Raw genomic sequence first — 17,211 nt, 5'->3', positions numbered from 1 at the left:
CTCCAGCTGTAAGTGTACCCTCAGTCTGTGGTAAAGCCCGCAGTAAAAAACCCGCAATCTTGCTTTTTAATTTTTCTCGCCGACAAGGAAAGTGCGGAACTGCGGCGACATCCAGGTTTTAAAACCCTCTCCTTCTTTAACGATCATGTAGACCGCCAGCCCCTCCTCGCGCACCACCTGCTGCGCTTTTTCCGGCCCCAGCACCATCAGTCCGGTATCCCAGCCGTCCGCCTCCAGCGCCGTTGGCGCAATGACGGTCACGGAGACCAGCTTATGGGTTATCGGCTGCCCGGTCTGCGGATCGATAACGTGCGAGATGCGTTTGCCATCGAGTTCATAGTAGTTGCGATAGCTGCCGGAGGTGCTGATGCCGTGACCATTGATGTCGACAATCGCCTGAACGGCGTTTTCGCGGTCGGTCGGTTTCTGGATCGCTACCCGCCAGGGCTTGCCTTCGCCGTTCATCCCGCGGCTGACCAGCGCTCCGCCCACCGACACCAGATAGCGGGAGATCCCCTCCTGCTCCATCAACCGCGCGAGGTGGTCGGCGGCATAGCCTTCCCCCACGGTGGAGAGGTCGACAAACAGATCGGGAATATCTTTTTGCAGGAACTGCCTGCCGCTCTGATTAATAACCTGCAGATGCTGCAGGCCGGTGCGCGCCTTCGCCGCGGCTATCGCCTCGGCATCCGGGGTGGTGACCGGCTGTTTATCCGGGCCAAAGCCCCACAGGTTGACCAGCGGCCCCACGGTAATATCCATCGCGCCGTGCGTTTTGGCGCCAATCCGCAGCGACAGGGTGACGATATCCGCCATCGCTTCGCTCACCGGCCATGGTTCGGTAGTGGCGGCATGATTGAAGCGCATCAGCGCGGAGTCGTTTTTCCAGGTCGACAGCAGGCGATCGTCGGCGTCCAGCTGGGCCTGAACCTTGGCGCGCAACGCCTGGGCCTTTGCCTCATCCACGCCAATGACGCTGACCCGCCAGAAGGTGCCCATCGTTTTGCCATCCAGCACGGTGGCCGTCGCGGTGGGGGTCGCAGGAGTGGTAGCTGAATCGCAGCCAGAGAGCAGAACGCAGGCGCCCAGCAGCGCGGCGCGAAAGAAAGTCATATCCATTAATCGAGGCTCCTCTTACCAGGGCGACAAGAGTATACCAGCGAGGTTAAACCGGACATAAAAAAAGGCGCCAGAGGCGCCTTTTTGTTATGCAGCTTGCAACTTAGAACTGGTAAACCAGGCCCAGTGCAACCACGTCGTCGGTAGAGATACCGGCTTTACGAGTGAAGTCGTTTTCATCCAGCAGGTTGATTTTGTAGTCAACATAGGTGGACATGTTTTTGTTGAAGTAGTAGGTCGCGCCAACGTCAACATACTTCAGGATGTCCTGGTCGCCGTAGTTTACACCTGTGAAGTTATTCTGCAGGTTTTTACCTTTAGACTGCAGGTAAGCCACGGACGGACGCAGACCGAAGTCGAACTGGTACTGAGCAACCACTTCGAAGTTCTGCGCTTTGTCAGCAAAGCCCAGGGAACCGGCGCGAGTTGCGTTGTAGGTCTGGGTGTACTGAGTGGCCAGGTAGATGTTGTTGGCGTCGTATTTCAGACCGCCGGTGTAGGTTTCAGCGTTGTCACCACGACCCAGTGCCGGAACACTATTCTGCTCGTCGGTACGTTTGGAGTGAGAGTACGCGAAACCAGCGCTGATGCCATCCCAAATATCGTAGGTCAGAGAGGTGCCGAAGCCGTCGCCGTTCTGTTTGCTCCAACCACGACCGTTGTTGGTCGCGCCTTCGCCGCTGACGCTGCCGTTTTTACCCTGATACTGCAGAGCAAAGTTCAGGCCGTCAACCAGACCGAAGAAATCAGAGTTACGGTAGGTTGCAACGCCGTTAGCACGGGACTGCAGGAAGTTGTCAGAACCGTAGGTGTCGCCGCCGAATTCCGGCAGAACGTCGGTCCAGGACGTTACGTCGTATACTACGCCGTAGTTACGACCGTAGTCGAAAGAGCCCGCGTCGCCAAATTTCAGGCCTGCGAATGCCAGACGAGTCCATGCCTGATCGCTGGAGCTTTCAGTGTTGTTCGCCTGAACGTTGTATTCCCACTGGCCGTAACCGGTCAGCTGGTCGTTGATCTGGGTTTCGCCTTTCACGCCTACACGCATGTAGGTCTGGTCGCCGTCGACGCTCTTGTCGTCAGAGAAGTAGTGCAGACCGTCAATTTTACCGTACAGGTCTAATTTGTTGCCGTCTTTGTTATAAATTTCAGCCGCATTTGCTGCGCCTGCTACCAGCAGAGCCGGTACCAGGAGGGACAGTACTTTAACTTTCATGTTATTAACCCTCTGTTTGTTATATGCCTTTTATTATGCCACTGCTTACTGATTACCCTTCTAATCAGTCGGCTATTTCATTGTGCTGCAAAATGCAGAATAATCCAACAAGAATATGATACTAAAACTTCTAAGATGTTTCAAAGTTCCCACAAGATGTTTCAATTTGTAAATTCAGCGGAACTTTTTTCACCGCAAAATGGTCAGGGAAATACGCACTAATCATCAAAAAAAATATTTAACCTTTTATAATCAAAGTGATAGACGACAGCATATCTATAGCACTGAATGGTAAAACAAAATGATCATTGGTGGCTAAAATAAGAGTCGCTATCATCATTAACTTTATTTATTACCGTCATTCAGTTCTGAATGTCTGTTTACCCCTATTTCAACCGGATGCCTCGCATCCGGTTTTTTTTACCCTTCTTTACACAACTTTAATTTATCTGTGCTACGGCTAATGATTCCCTAACGACTATTAATCAATCAATTAGGCCATCAGTGGGGCATATTCTGCCAATGTCTTGTTATTTCGTGCGATTCTTCCCTTTTGTTTCCGTCAATATCGTCGCCGGTTAACCTTCCCGGCGCGGTTTCATTTACGCTTCGTTTCTAAGATAATTCCTGGGCGGCATCGCACCGCTGGCGCCAATCTGTAGTATGGATTTACGCCATTAGCCTTTATACTGCCAGCAGCATCTGCTTTGTTGCCAGTTACTCTGGCGCTACATCCTGTTTACAAACAATGATGAGTCGTTCAGCCACAAGATGACCCCGAAAAAATTCTCCCTGATCCCCGGCAACATCAGCCGCTTCTTCATTTTGATGGTTATTGTCCTGCTGGCGACAATGGGGGTGATGATCCAAAGCGCCGTCAATGCCTGGCTGAAGGAGAAAAGCTATCAGGTGGTTGATATCTCCCACGCTCTGCACCAGCGCATTGACGCCTGGCGCTATGCCACCTGGCAGATCTACGACAATATCGCCGCCACCTCAGTCAACACCGCAAGCGGCGGTCTGCAGGAGACGCGTTTAAAACAGGACGTTTACTACCTGGAGAAACCCCGGCGTAAAACCGAAGCCCTGATCTTTGGCTCCCATGACAGCTCCACCCTCGAAATGACGCAGAAAATGTCCGATTATCTCGATATTTTGTGGGGCGCGGAGACCATTCCGTGGTCGATGTACTATCTCAACGGCCTGGACAATAGTCTGATCCTGGTCTCCACCCTGCCGTTGAAGGACCTCTCTTCGAGCTTCAAAGAGTCAACGATCAGCAGCGTCGTGGAGTCACGGCGCGCGGAAATGCTGCTGCAGGCTAATACCCTTGATGAGCGCGAGACGTTCTCGCCACTGCGCCATCTCGCCTGGCAGAACGCGCACTATTTTACGTTACGCACCACCTTCAACCAGCCCGGACACCTTGCCACGGTGGTCGCCTTCGATCTGCCGATTAACGATCTGATCCCGCCCGGCATGACCATCGACAGCTTCCGTATCGAGCCTGACCCGTCGCAAAATCTCGCCACCACGCCGGATAAAGAGAGCGCCGATCATATCGGGATCACCTTTAACGGCATGCAGATTGACATCGCCACCGACATCAGCACCACCGGTATGCAGTTGCTGTGGACGGTACCAATGAGCACCATGCTGCTGGAGTCCATGCAGAACATTCTTCTGCCGCTGCTGCTCAACATTGGTCTGCTGGCGCTGTTTGGTTTTACCACCTTTCGCCACTATAAAGGACGCAGCCATTCGTCTGGCGCCGGGCTCCCCTCCGCCGCCAACAGCGAACTGCGTCTGCTGCGCGCCATTAACGAAGAGATTGTTTCTCTGCTGCCGCTGGGGCTGCTCGTTCACGATCAGGAAGCCAACCGAACGGTTATCAGCAATCCAATTGCCGACCATCTGCTTCCGCACCTGAATCTGCAGAACATCACCAATATGGCGGACCAGCATCAGGGAGTGATCCAGGCCACCGTCAACAATGAGCAGTATGAAATCCGCCAGTATCGCAGCCAGGTAGCGCCGCGCACCCAGATCCTGATCATCCGTGATCAGGACCGCGAAGTGCTGGTTAATAAAAAGCTCAAGCAGGCCCAGCGCTTGTATGAGAAAAACCAGCAGGGACGGGCCGCCTTTATGCAGCACATCGGCAGCGCCCTGAAACAGCCCGCGCTGACGCTGGCGGCAGAGGCGGCGGCGCTCAGTAGTACAGAGAATCGGACGCTGGCCCAGCATGCCGATGAGCTGGTCAAACTCATCGATGACATTCAGCTCGCCAATCTGCTGGAAAGCGATGCCTGGAAAACCAACCAGACGTTGTTCTCGGTGCAGGAGCTTATTGACGACGTCGTGCCGGAAGTGCTGCCGGCGATGAAACGCAAGGGTCTGCAGCTGCTCATCAACAATGCGCTCCCGGCCGGCGAGCAGCGCTATGGCGACCGTGAAGCTCTGCGGCGCACGCTGGTGCTGTTAATCCAGTATTCAGTGACCACCACGCCTATCGGCAAGATCACCCTCGACGTCTGTCAGGATGAGTCGGCCAGCGATCGCCTGACCTTCCGCATTCTGGATACCGGCAACGGCGTCTCGGCAAACGAGATCGACAATATGCACTTCCCGTATCTCAACGAGACCCAGAGCGACCTGTACGGCAAAGCAAACGCCCTTACCTTCTGGCTATGCGACCGCATGACGCGCAAGCTGGGCGGGCAATTGACCATTAAAGCCCGGGAGTCGCTGGGGACGCGCTATACCCTGCATCTGAAAATGCCGGCTAGCGAAGAGGCGCCAGAGGCGGGAGAGCATTTGCTGGATGACGTTATCGTCCTGCTGGATGTGACTTCCAGCGAAGTGCGGCGGATTGTCACTCGCCAGCTGGAGAGCTGGGGAGCGTCCTGCATCACACCGGACGATCGGGCGACCAGTCAAGCCTTTGATCTTTATTTAACGGATAATCCGTCTAATCTTACTGCTTCAGGCTTGCTTTTAAGCGATGATGAGGTCGGGATACGCAAGATCGGCCCGGGCCAACTGCGGGTCAACTTTAATATTAGCACGGCGATGCAGGAGGCTATCCTGCAGCTTATTGAGCAGCAGCTGGCGGAGGAGGCGGTTCAGCCCGTCACCTCAGGAAACGAGAGTAACGCCGAACTCCATGCCAGCGGCTATTACGCACTGTTTGCCGATACGGTACCGGATGATGTTCAGAGATTGTATACTGAAATCGAAGCGGGCGATTTTGCTGCTCTGGCGCAAACCGCCCACCGCCTCAAAGGGGCATTTGCTATGCTTAATCTGATACCCGGCAAGCAGTTATGTGAAACGCTTGAGCATCTGATTCGCGAAAAGGATGCGCAAGGCATAGAAAAATATATCAGCGACATTGACGCTTACGTCAAGAGCTTGCTGTAGAAGGTAGCCTTATACATGAACACTATGAACGTAATTATTGCCGATGACCATCCGATCGTACTGTTCGGTATTCGTAAGTCACTTGAGCAAATTGAGTGGGTGAACGTCGTTGGCGAGTTTGAAGACTCCACGGCCCTTATCAACAATCTTCCGAAGCTGGACGCCCATGTGCTGATCACCGATCTGTCCATGCCCGGTGACAAATACGGCGACGGGATCACGCTGATTAAATACATCAAGCGCCACTTCCCGGATCTGTCGATCATTGTTCTGACCATGAACAACAATCCGGCGATCCTCAGCGCGGTGCTGGATCTGGATATCGAAGGGATCGTCCTCAAGCAGGGGGCGCCGACCGACCTGCCAAAAGCGCTGGCCGCGCTGCAGAAAGGGAAGAAATTCACCCCGGAAAGCGTCTCTCGCCTGCTGGAAAAAATCAGCGCCAGCGGCTATGGCGATAAACGCCTGTCGCCGAAAGAGAGCGAAGTGCTGCGCCTGTTCGCCGAAGGTTTCCTGGTAACCGAGATCGCCAAAAAGCTTAATCGCAGCATTAAAACCATCAGCAGCCAGAAGAAATCGGCGATGATGAAGCTGGGCGTCGAAAACGACATCGCCTTGCTGAACTACCTCTCTTCCGTCTCGCTGAGCGCGACGGACAAAGAGTAATCTCTTCGCCCTCTCCGTCTCGCCGGGGCGAGACGGAGCCCCCCATTATTCCCGCCCTTTACGCACCCGCGCCGCATATACCGTCAGCGTTTGCTTCAGTACGTCGAGGGTGACCGGCTTGGACAGACAACTGTCCATCCCCGATTCCAGACAGCGCTGCTTCTCTTCCGCCAGGGCATTGGCCGTTACGCCAATCACCGGCAGCGTCAGGCCAAGCTGACGAATGCGCTGCGTCAGGCGATAGCCATCCATATTAGGCATGTTGACGTCGCTGAGCACGATATCGATGTGCTGCTTGCTGAGGACGTTGAGCGCGTCGATCCCGTCGTTCGCGGTCACGCACTGGTAGCCGAGCGAACCCAGCTGATCCGCCAGCAGGCGGCGGTTGATCGGGTGATCGTCGACCACGAGGATCATCATGTCGTCGTTATTGCCGGCCTGCGCCTCCGGGGCCATCAGCGCCGGGCTATTTTCCGCACTGGCGAGCGCAACATGGAAAATACGCCCCAGCAGCGGCAGCAGTTCGTGGGGAGTCGTCACGCTGTGCAGCCATTCGCCGGCGGACCGCTCCTGCGGAATACCGATATGACGGCGACAGAAGATGACCATGGCCCTTCCCTGCCATCCGCTCAGCGCCTCATCGTCAGTGAGTAAGACATCCTCGGCGTCCGGCGTTTCGCCGGCATGGCGGCGGACCGTCAGGCCGTGGTAGCTGAGCAGCGAGGTGACGAACATCGCCAGCGAAGTGTTATGAATCGCCAGCCAGCAGGTCTTGCCAGCGAAACCGTCTCTGCTCACCGGTGAGGTATTCTGCACGCCATACAGAGGAATACGGATGGTAAAGCGGCTACCCATCCCCGGCTCGGTTTCGACAGCAATATCGCCATCCATCATGCTGATCAGTTTTTCACAGATCGCCAGGCCAAGGCCGGTGCCCTGAAAATTGCGCTGCACGCCGGTCCCCACCTGAAAGAAAGGATCGAAGAGGCGCAATACCTCTTTCGCCGGGATCCCTTCTCCGGTGTCGCGAACGCTAATCTGCAGATAATCCCCCGCGCACTGGACGTGCAGGACAATACAGCCGGTATCGGTGAACTTTATCGCATTGCTGAGCAGATTTGAGATCACCTGCTGCAGGCGCATCGGGTCGCCGGACATTTGTTCCGGAACGTCCGGCTCGATAAAGCAGTACAGGCCCAGCTGCTTGCGCACCACCAACGGCAGATAGTTAGCGGAGATATGGTTCATGACTTCGCGCGGAGAGAACTCCCGCGGCTCGATCTTCAACTGCTCGGACTCGATTTTCGAGAAATCAAGAATATCGCTGATAATTTTCAGCAGCAGGCTGGAGGAGTTGTTCATCGCCGTCACAAGGCGATCGACGCCTTTCGGCAACGCTTTGGTCTGCAGCAGATCGAGGTTACCGATGATGCCATACAGCGGGGTACGCAGCTCATGGCTAACGGTCGCCAGGAACATCGATTTCGACTGGCTGGCCTGCTCCGCCGCCTGGGCCATCTCCTGCAGCGACTCCTCCATTTTCACGCGGGCGGAAACGTCCACCAGCACGCAAATGGCGACGTTTTCATTGCGATAGCGTGAATGAACAAAGCTAATCTGCAGGTTGGTATGGTTGCTGGTCAGCACGTCGACAAAATTGACCTGCTGGCCGCAGATGATCTGCGTCAGCCGCTGGCGGTCCTCGTGGGTCAGCATGTTCAGGTAGTTGTGCGCCAGTTCATTACTGAGAATATTGGTCCCGTCGGCAGTGCGCAGAATACAGATCCCTACCGGGGCAGAAGCCACAATTTTGCGGTTGAACTGCTCGTGCTCTTCCAGGCGCTGGGCGTCATTCTCCGCGGGGATAAAAATGCGCCGCTCATACATCCGCGCCAGCGCGAACAGCATCGCGCCGCTGAGGATATTAAGAACGATAGCATTGATGATCAGCATACGGATCCGCTCCAGCACCTGATCTACCGAGACGGAATAGACGATGCTCAGGGAGGACGGCGAGAGGCTTTTTTTCAGCACCAGCTCGCGGAAACCCGAACTGTAGCCAAACCACATCCGCTCCTGCATCCACTTCGCTTCGCTCTGGATTTTACCTTCCGCACCGGCCAGCGAAATCAGCGGCTGGCCGTTATCGTCAAAGATCGTCACGCTCATCGGCAAACTGCCCGGCGTAAAGAAGCTTTCCATGCGGATGGTCTGCTCCACGCCCAGCATCGCCTGCAGGCGATTGGCCATATAGACCGGCGTCAGGGCGTAAAAATAGCCCACCCCAGGGCGAACGCCCTGGCTTATCCAGAACAGGTTGTTGCCGCGCTCATTTTGCGGCGCGTTGCGATATTGCTCTATGCGCTGATGCAGGACTTTCAGCGCCTGATCGCGCTCAATCGGCACGTCCCGCAGGCCAAAGTTGGCCATGCAGAGGTTATCGCTGCCGATGAGAAAGATGCGGTTAAGGTCGTAGGCGGCAGTAAAATTATCCCGCCAGTAGCGCATAAACCATGCCAGCGACTGCAGCGAATTACGCCAGGTGGCGCTCATCGCGCTGCAGTCGGAATCGGGGTACAGGGGTTCAAAGTTGGGCACCGCCATATCGCCGTTTTGCCCTTGCGCTACCGCGTCCCCTGCCGACAAGCGATTACCGGCGACATACTTCAGCTCTTTCATTACATCCGCGGTACGCTGGATATAGCGCTGGGCCTGATCGGCGTTGAGATTAAGCTCCTGATGGATTTCGGCTTCCCGCTCGTGCAGCGCGTTGACGATATAAAACACAGAGACAAACGCAATAAGCAGCCACAGCAATACCGCCAGCGCTCTGAACAGATAACGTGAAACCTTCAGGGTTGTATGAAAAGAGGCAAGATATTTCAATGTGGCGATGCTCGGCCGTCAGGGACTCAACAGAATGCGGTTAAGGTAGCGGTAAACCGGCTTTGCCGCAATGTTAATGCAAAAAGGGCCGGGAAAATACCCGGCCCTTCCAGAACATTTACCTCGGACGATTATTCTTCGTCTTCGGCGATGTCGTCATCGGTATCCGCTTCCGGGGCGATATCGTCATCGCCTTCCGCCGCGCTACCGTCGATGGCATCCAGCTCTTCATCATCCACCGGCTCAGCCACGCGCTGCAGACCCACCACGTTTTCATCTTCCGCGGTGCGGATGAGGATCACGCCCTGGGTGTTACGGCCCACGATGCTCACTTCGGAAACGCGGGTACGCACCAGCGTCCCGGCGTCGGTGATCATCATGATCTGATCGCAGTCATCCACCTGCACGGCGCCGACCACGGAACCGTTACGCTCGGTGACTTTGATCGAAATAACGCCCTGGGTGGCACGCGACTTGGTCGGATACTCCGCCGCCGCGGTACGTTTACCGTAACCGTTTTGCGTCACCGTCAGGATCGCGCCTTCGCCGCGTGGAATAATCAGCGAGACGACGCTGTCGTTTTCCGCAAGCTTAATACCGCGTACGCCGGTGGCGGTACGGCCCATGGCGCGAACGGCGTCTTCCTTGAAGCGTACAACCTTACCGGCCGCGGAGAACAGCATCACTTCATCCTGACCAGAGGTCAGATCGACGCCGATCAGCTCATCGCCTTCGTTCAGGTTGACCGCGATGATACCGGCGGAACGCGGACGGCTGAACTCGGTCAGCGCGGTTTTCTTCACGGTACCGCTGGCGGTCGCCATAAAGACGTTGACGCCCTCTTCGTACTCGCGGACCGGCAGGATGGCGGTGATGCGCTCATCGGCTTCCAGCGGCAGCAGGTTGACGATCGGCCGACCGCGCGCGCCGCGGCTGGCTTCCGGCAGCTGATAGACCTTCATCCAGTACAGACGGCCGCGGCTTGAGAAGCAGAGGATGGTGTCATGGGTGTTAGCCACCAGCAGGCGGTCGATAAAGTCTTCTTCTTTAATGCGCGCTGCTGATTTGCCTTTACCGCCACGACGCTGTGCTTCGTAGTCGGTCAGCGGCTGATACTTCACATACCCCTGATGCGACAGGGTGACCACCACATCTTCCTGGTTGATCAGATCTTCGATGTTAATATCAGCGCTGTTGGCGGTGATTTCGGTACGACGTTCGTCGCCGAACTGGTCGCGGATCAGCTCCAGCTCTTCGCGAATCACTTCCATCAGACGGTCGGCGCTGCCGAGAATGTGCAGCAGCTCTGCGATTTGCTCCAGCAGCTCTTTATATTCGTCGAGCAGTTTTTCATGCTCAAGGCCGGTCAGTTTCTGCAGACGCAGATCCAGAATCGCCTGAGCCTGCTGCTCGGTCAGGTAGTATTTACCGTCGCGCACGCCGAACTCTGGCTCCAGCCATTCCGGACGCGCGGCGTCATCCCCGGCGCGCTCCAGCATCGCCGCGACGTTACCGAGATCCCACGCCTGGGCAACCAGCGCCGTTTTCGCTTCTGCCGGGGTCGGCGCGCGACGGATCAGTTCGATAATCGGGTCGATGTTGGCCAGCGCAACGGCCAGCGCTTCGAGGATATGCGCCCGGTCGCGCGCTTTGCGCAGTTCGAAAATCGTACGACGGGTCACCACTTCACGGCGGTGGCGTACAAACGCGGCGATGATGTCCTTCAGGTTCATGATCTTCGGCTGACCATGGTGCAGAGCTACCATGTTGATGCCGAAGGAGACCTGCAGCTGGGTCTGGGAATAGAGGTTGTTAAGCACCACTTCCCCTACCGCATCGCGCTTCACTTCAATCACGATGCGCATCCCGTCTTTATCAGACTCGTCACGCAGCGCGCTGATGCCTTCCACGCGTTTTTCTTTGACCAGCTCGGCGATTTTCTCGATCAGGCGCGCTTTGTTCACCTGATACGGAATTTCGTGCACGATGATGGTTTCGCGGCCGGATTTCGCGTCCACTTCCACTTCCGCGCGCGCGCGGATGTACACTTTACCGCGACCGGTGCGATAGGCCTCTTCGATGCCGCGACGGCCATTGATAATGGCGGCGGTCGGGAAATCAGGGCCAGGAATATGCGCCATCAGCCCTTCAATGCTGATGTCTTCATCGTCAACATACGCCAGACAGCCGTTAATCACTTCCGTCAGGTTATGCGGCGGTATGTTGGTGGCCATCCCTACGGCGATCCCGGAGGCGCCGTTCACCAGCAGGTTAGGAATTTTGGTCGGCATGACGTCCGGAATACGCTCCGTACCGTCATAGTTGTCGACGAAATCGACCGTCTCTTTTTCAAGATCGGCCATCAGCTCATGAGCGATTTTCGCCAGACGAATTTCGGTATAACGCATCGCCGCGGCGGAGTCGCCGTCGATGGAACCAAAGTTACCCTGGCCGTCCACCAGCATGTAACGCAGCGAGAACGGCTGCGCCATACGCACGATGGTGTCGTATACCGCGGAGTCGCCGTGCGGGTGGTATTTACCGATTACGTCACCAACGACACGGGCTGATTTTTTATAGGCTTTGTTCCAGTCATTGCCCAATACGTTCATGGCGTAAAGTACGCGACGGTGTACCGGCTTCAGGCCATCTCGGACATCCGGCAGCGCACGGCCAACAATGACCGACATCGCATAATCCAGATAAGAGTTCTTAAGCTCTTCCTCAATGTTGACCGGTGTAATTTCTCTCGCAAGGTCGCTCATCTAACCGCTATCCCTCTACTGTATCCCGGATTCAAAGGTCGCAAATTATAACACAGCCGCGCTAATAGAGGTAAAGCAATACGGTTTATTCATGGCGCGCTGCTGATATACTCGCAGGTCTGAACAGAAAAGGAGTAAAAGCGCCCATGAATGCCGAAAAAACGTCGGTAGCCCCTAACGTCGATCATGCTGAAATCGCCAAATTCGAAGCCGTCGCCTCGCGCTGGTGGGATCTGGAGGGCGAGTTCAAACCGCTCCACCGCATCAACCCGCTGCGGCTGGGCTATATTGCCGAACGCTCCGGCGGCCTGTTCGGTAAAAAAGTCCTCGATGTCGGCTGCGGCGGCGGCATCCTCGCCGAGAGCATGGCGCGCGAAGGCGCGACGGTCACCGGGCTGGACATGGGGGCCGAACCGCTGCAGGTCGCCAGGCTGCACGCCCTGGAGAGCGGTATTCAGGTAGACTATGTTCAGGAAACAGTTGAGGAACATGCCGCGAAGCATCCCCAGCAGTATGACGTCGTGACCTGCATGGAGATGCTGGAGCACGTCCCCGACCCGCAGTCGGTGGTGCACGCCTGCGCGCGGTTAGTGAAGCCCGGCGGCCAGGTCTTCTTCTCCACCATCAACCGCAACGGCAAGGCCTGGCTGATGGCGGTAGTCGGGGCGGAATATGTCATGAAGATGGTGCCCAAAGGCACTCATGATGTGAAGAAGTTTATCAAGCCGGCCGAGCTGCTGGGCTGGGTAGATCAGACTACTCTGAAAGAGCAGCATATCATCGGTCTGCATTACAATCCGCTGACCAATACCTTCAAGTTAGCGCCGGGGGTTGATGTTAACTATATGTTGCATACCACCGCCAAACAGGACTGAGGTCAGCACCTCCGCTTATGATGATTGCGCGGCATCAAGCCGCGTGATTATTTCTTCCGATGAAGAAATCAGCACTCGATCAAATTTTCATTTTTTTTTCTGTTTTATTGACTTCTTCTCCAGGCCTTATGCGACGTGGACTTGCGGATTATTACCCTTCCGCAACCTCAATTTAACGTCAAAATCAACCCTTGTACTCAAAAGATTCCTTACTAAAATACTCACCATATAGCGTTTCTTTTATCGACAACCCCCTACATATAGTATTTATCCACAGAGTTAGTCACAACGGCCTTCTGTGGATAAACGGGGGATATTTTCTTTCACGGACAGGTAAAATCCACATGAATCAGAGTCTGCTGGTGACAAAGCGCGACGGGACCACCGAGCGCATCAATCTCGACAAAATCCATCGCGTACTGGATTGGGCGGCAGAAGGACTGAATAACGTTTCGATTTCCCAGGTAGAGCTGCGCTCCCATATCCAGTTCTATGACGGCATCAAAACCGCGGACATCCACGAAACCATTATTAAAGCCGCTGCGGATCTGATCTCCCGCGACGCACCGGATTACCAGTACCTCGCCGCGCGTCTGGCGATTTTCCATTTGCGTAAAAAAGCCTTCGGTCAGTTTGAGCCGCCGGCGCTCTACGATCACGTGGTGAAGATGGTCGAGAAAGGTAAATACGATCATCATCTGCTGGAAGACTACACGGAAGAAGAGTTCCAGCAGATGGACGGTTTCCTCGACCACTGGCGCGACATGAACTTCTCCTACGCAGCCGTTAAGCAGCTGGAAGGCAAGTATCTGGTACAAAACCGCGTCACCGGCGAAATTTATGAGAGCGCGCAGTTCCTCTATATTCTGGTCGCCGCTTGCCTGTTCTCGAACTATCCGCGCGAAACGCGTCTGGACTATATCAAGCGTTTCTACGACGCGGTGTCCACCTTTAAAATCTCGCTGCCGACGCCGATCATGTCCGGCGTGCGTACCCCAACCCGTCAGTTCAGCTCCTGCGTGCTGATCGAGTGCGGCGACAGCCTGGATTCCATCAACGCCACCTCCAGCGCGATTGTGAAATACGTTTCCCAGCGCGCCGGCATCGGCATCAACGCCGGGCGCATTCGCGCGCTGGGCAGCCCGATCCGCGGCGGCGAAGCCTTCCACACCGGCTGCATTCCGTTCTACAAGCATTTCCAGACCGCGGTGAAATCCTGCTCGCAGGGCGGCGTGCGCGGCGGCGCGGCAACCCTCTTCTACCCAATGTGGCATCTGGAAGTGGAAAGCCTGCTGGTGCTGAAAAACAACCGTGGTACCGACGCCAACCGCGTTCGTCACATGGACTACGGGGTACAGATCAACAAGCTGATGTACACCCGTCTGCTGAAGGGCGGCGATATTACCCTGTTCAGCCCTTCCGACGTCCCGGGCCTGTATGACGCCTTCTTCGCCGATCAGGACGAGTTTGAGCGCCTGTACACCCAGTACGAGCAGGACGACAGCATTCGTAAGCAGCGTATTAAAGCCGTTGAGCTGTTCTCGCTGATGATGCAGGAGCGCGCCTCTACCGGCCGCATCTATATCCAGAACGTCGACCACTGTAACACCCACAGCCCGTTCGATCCGGTAGTCGCCCCGGTACGTCAGTCTAACCTGTGCCTGGAGATCGCCCTGCCGACCAAACCGCTGGAAGATGTCAACGACGAAAACGGCGAAATCGCGCTGTGCACCCTGTCGGCCTTCAACCTCGGGGCTATCGACAGCCTCGACGAGCTGGAAGAGCTGGCGGTGCTGGCGGTGCGTGCTCTGGATGCGCTGCTCGACTATCAGGATTACCCCATCCCGGCGGCTAAACGCGGTGCGATGGGGCGTCGTACGCTGGGTATCGGCGTGATCAACTTCGCTTACTATCTGGCGAAGCATGGCAAACGCTACTCCGACGGCAGCGCCAACAACCTGACGCACAAAACGTTCGAAGCGATTCAGTACTATCTGCTGAAGGCCTCTAACGAGCTGGCTATCGAGCAAGGCGCCTGCCCGTGGTTCAACGAAACCACCTATGCGCAGGGCATCCTGCCGATCGATACCTATAAGAAAGATCTGGACGGCATCGTCAGCGAACCCCTGCACTACGACTGGGAAGCATTGCGCGAATCCATTAAAACCCACGGCCTGCGCAACTCCACTCTCTCCGCGCTGATGCCGTCCGAGACCTCGTCGCAGATCTCCAACGCCACCAACGGCATTGAGCCGCCGCGCGGCCACGTGAGTATCAAAGCGTCCAAGGACGGTATCCTGCGCCAGGTGGTGCCGGATTACGAAAACCTGCAGAACGCCTACGAGCTGCTGTGGGAGATGCCGAACAACGACGGTTATCTGCAGCTGGTGGGTATCATGCAGAAGTTTATCGACCAGTCGATCTCTGCCAACACTAACTACGATCCGACGCGCTTCCCGTCCGGAAAAGTGCCGATGCAGCAGTTGCTCAAAGACCTGCTCAACGCCTATAAATTCGGCGTCAAAACGCTGTACTATCACAACACCCGTGATGGCGCTGAAGACGCCCAGGATGACCTGGCCCCGTCCATCCAGGACGACGGCTGCGAAAGCGGCGCTTGTAAGATCTAAGGTATTTTTGCCGGGTAACGCTACGCTTACCCGGCCTACGTTTGTGTAGGCCCGGCCAACCCATTCCTGCCGGGCAATACAGTTCAACAGGACTCACTTCAATGGCATACACCACTTTTTCACAGACGAAAAACGATCAGCTGCTGGAACCTATGTTTTTTGGCCAGCCGGTTAACGTGGCCCGCTACGATCAGCAAAAATACGACATCTTTGAAAAGCTGATTGAAAAGCAGCTCTCCTTCTTCTGGCGCCCGGAAGAGGTTGACGTTTCCCGCGATCGCATCGACTACCAGGCGCTGCCGGAACATGAAAAACATATTTTCATCAGCAACCTGAAGTACCAGACGCTGCTCGACTCCATCCAGGGCCGTAGCCCGAATGTGGCGTTGCTGCCGCTGATCTCCATCCCGGAGCTGGAGACCTGGGTAGAAACCTGGGCCTTCTCCGAGACCATTCACTCGCGTTCGTACACTCACATCATCCGCAACATCGTCAACGACCCGGCGACCGTGTTCGACGACATCGTCACCAACGAGCAGATCCAGAAACGTGCGGAAGGCATCTCTCACTATTACGATTCGCTGATCGAAATGACCAGCTACTGGCATCTGCTGGGCGAAGGCACCCACACCGTCAACGGCAAAACCGTGACCGTGAATCTGCGCGAGCTGAAAAAGAAACTCTATCTGTGCCTGATGAGCGTTAATGCCCTGGAAGCGATCCGCTTCTACGTCAGCTTCGCCTGCTCCTTCGCCTTTGCCGAACGCAAACTGATGGAAGGCAACGCCAAAATTATCCGCCTGATCGCCCGCGATGAAGCGCTGCACCTGACCGGCACCCAGCATATGCTGAACCTGCTGCGCTCCGGCAGCGACGATCCGGAAATGGCGGAAATCGCCGAAGAGTGCAAGCAGGAGTGCTATGACCTGTTCGTGCTGGCGGCGCAGCAGGAGAAAGAGTGGGCGGACTACCTGTTCCGCGACGGCTCGATGATCGGCCTGAATAAAGATATTCTCTGCCAGTACGTCGAGTACATCACCAATATCCGCATGCAGGCGGTGGGCCTCGATCTGCCGTTCCAGACCCGCTCCAACCCGATCCCATGGATCAACACCTGGCTGGTCTCCGACAACGTTCAGGTGGCGCCGCAGGAAGTGGAAGTCAGTTCTTATCTCGTCGGCCAGATCGATTCTGAAGTCGATGCCGACGATCTGAGTAACTTCCAGCTGTAATGAAGCGGATCTTCCTGAAAATCTCTGACACTCGCCTTGAGTGTCAGGATGAACACCCTTCCCTGCTGGCGGCGCTGGAGTCGCATAATATCGACGTCGAATATCAGTGCCGCGAAGGCTACTGCGGCTCCTGCCGCACTCGCCTGGTCTCCGGCCAGGTTGACTGGCTGACCGAGCCGCTGGCCTTTATCCAGCCGGGAGAAATTTTGCCCTGCTGCTGCCGGGCGAAAGGCGATATTGAGATCGAGATGTAGTCTTGTCAGGTGGCGCTACGCTTACCCGACCTACTGTTCCAGGACCGGCCGTTTACGCACTGCCGCCCTGGGCTGCTGAAACTGCCGGTGTTGACGGCCTCAAAATCGCTGAGACGTTCCCGGAAGGCCGGGGCAGCCCGCATGG

At 55.9% G+C, this 17,211-nt stretch carries 10 protein-coding genes; 6 read left to right on the top strand and 4 right to left on the bottom strand.

Going from position 1 to position 17,211, the window contains the following annotated elements:
• Positions 1-66 precede the first annotated feature (66 nt).
• On the bottom strand, positions 67-1,119 hold the full coding sequence (gene apbE / locus KHQ23_RS22750; RefSeq protein WP_004180700.1) for an FAD:protein FMN transferase ApbE: 1,053 nt from the start codon (positions 1,117-1,119) through the stop codon (positions 67-69).
• Between the two features lie 103 nt (positions 1,120-1,222).
• On the bottom strand, positions 1,223-2,335 hold the full coding sequence (locus KHQ23_RS22745; RefSeq protein ID WP_004175037.1) for a porin OmpC: 1,113 nt from the start codon (positions 2,333-2,335) through the stop codon (positions 1,223-1,225).
• A 771-nt stretch (positions 2,336-3,106) separates the two neighbouring features.
• Between KHQ23_RS22745 and rcsD the strand changes: the two genes are divergently transcribed.
• A complete protein-coding gene (gene rcsD, locus KHQ23_RS22740; protein WP_211776934.1) occupies positions 3,107-5,758 on the top strand; it encodes a phosphotransferase RcsD in 2,652 nt (883 codons plus the stop codon).
• A 15-nt stretch (positions 5,759-5,773) separates the two neighbouring features.
• The gene (gene rcsB / locus KHQ23_RS22735; protein ID WP_002913007.1) at positions 5,774-6,424 is read left to right on the top strand and encodes a response regulator transcription factor RcsB; all 651 of its coding nucleotides are present in this window, start codon (positions 5,774-5,776) and stop codon (positions 6,422-6,424) included.
• 45 nt (positions 6,425-6,469) lie between these two features.
• Here rcsB and rcsC read toward each other — a convergent pair whose 3' ends face one another.
• Together rcsC and gyrA are read right to left on the bottom strand one after the other, a co-directional pair.
• Complete coding sequence (gene rcsC, locus KHQ23_RS22730; RefSeq protein WP_002913009.1) at positions 6,470-9,310, bottom strand: two-component system sensor histidine kinase RcsC; 2,841 nt, start codon at positions 9,308-9,310, stop codon at positions 6,470-6,472.
• Between the two features lie 131 nt (positions 9,311-9,441).
• Entirely contained in the window at positions 9,442-12,075 is a 2,634-nt protein-coding gene (gene gyrA / locus KHQ23_RS22725) for a DNA topoisomerase (ATP-hydrolyzing) subunit A (protein WP_004140833.1), read from the bottom strand.
• Between the two features lie 146 nt (positions 12,076-12,221).
• Between gyrA and ubiG the strand changes: the two genes are divergently transcribed.
• The 4 genes from ubiG (at position 12,222) to yfaE (ending at position 17,066) form a co-directional block, all read left to right on the top strand.
• A complete protein-coding gene (gene ubiG / locus KHQ23_RS22720; RefSeq protein ID WP_002913014.1) occupies positions 12,222-12,950 on the top strand; it encodes a bifunctional 2-polyprenyl-6-hydroxyphenol methylase/3-demethylubiquinol 3-O-methyltransferase UbiG in 729 nt (242 codons plus the stop codon).
• Between the two features lie 344 nt (positions 12,951-13,294).
• Complete coding sequence (gene nrdA, locus KHQ23_RS22715; RefSeq protein ID WP_002913016.1) at positions 13,295-15,580, top strand: class 1a ribonucleoside-diphosphate reductase subunit alpha; 2,286 nt, start codon at positions 13,295-13,297, stop codon at positions 15,578-15,580.
• Positions 15,581-15,681: 101 nt separating this feature from the next.
• Positions 15,682-16,812, top strand: coding sequence for a class Ia ribonucleoside-diphosphate reductase subunit beta (gene nrdB, locus KHQ23_RS22710; RefSeq protein ID WP_004140835.1), 1,131 nt, complete (start codon positions 15,682-15,684; stop codon positions 16,810-16,812).
• Positions 16,812-17,066, top strand: coding sequence for a class I ribonucleotide reductase maintenance protein YfaE (gene yfaE, locus KHQ23_RS22705; RefSeq protein WP_002913017.1), 255 nt, complete (start codon positions 16,812-16,814; stop codon positions 17,064-17,066). Before nrdB ends, yfaE begins: the two co-directional genes overlap by 1 nt.
• Positions 17,067-17,211 lie beyond the last annotated feature (145 nt).

Origin of the sequence: Klebsiella sp. 64 (assembly GCF_018223915.1) — a bacterium.
Taxonomy (GTDB): Bacteria; Pseudomonadota; Gammaproteobacteria; order Enterobacterales; family Enterobacteriaceae; genus Klebsiella; species Klebsiella pneumoniae.
The sequence above is the reverse complement of the archived record's forward strand: the minus strand, read 5'-3'. Positions and strand labels throughout refer to the sequence as shown.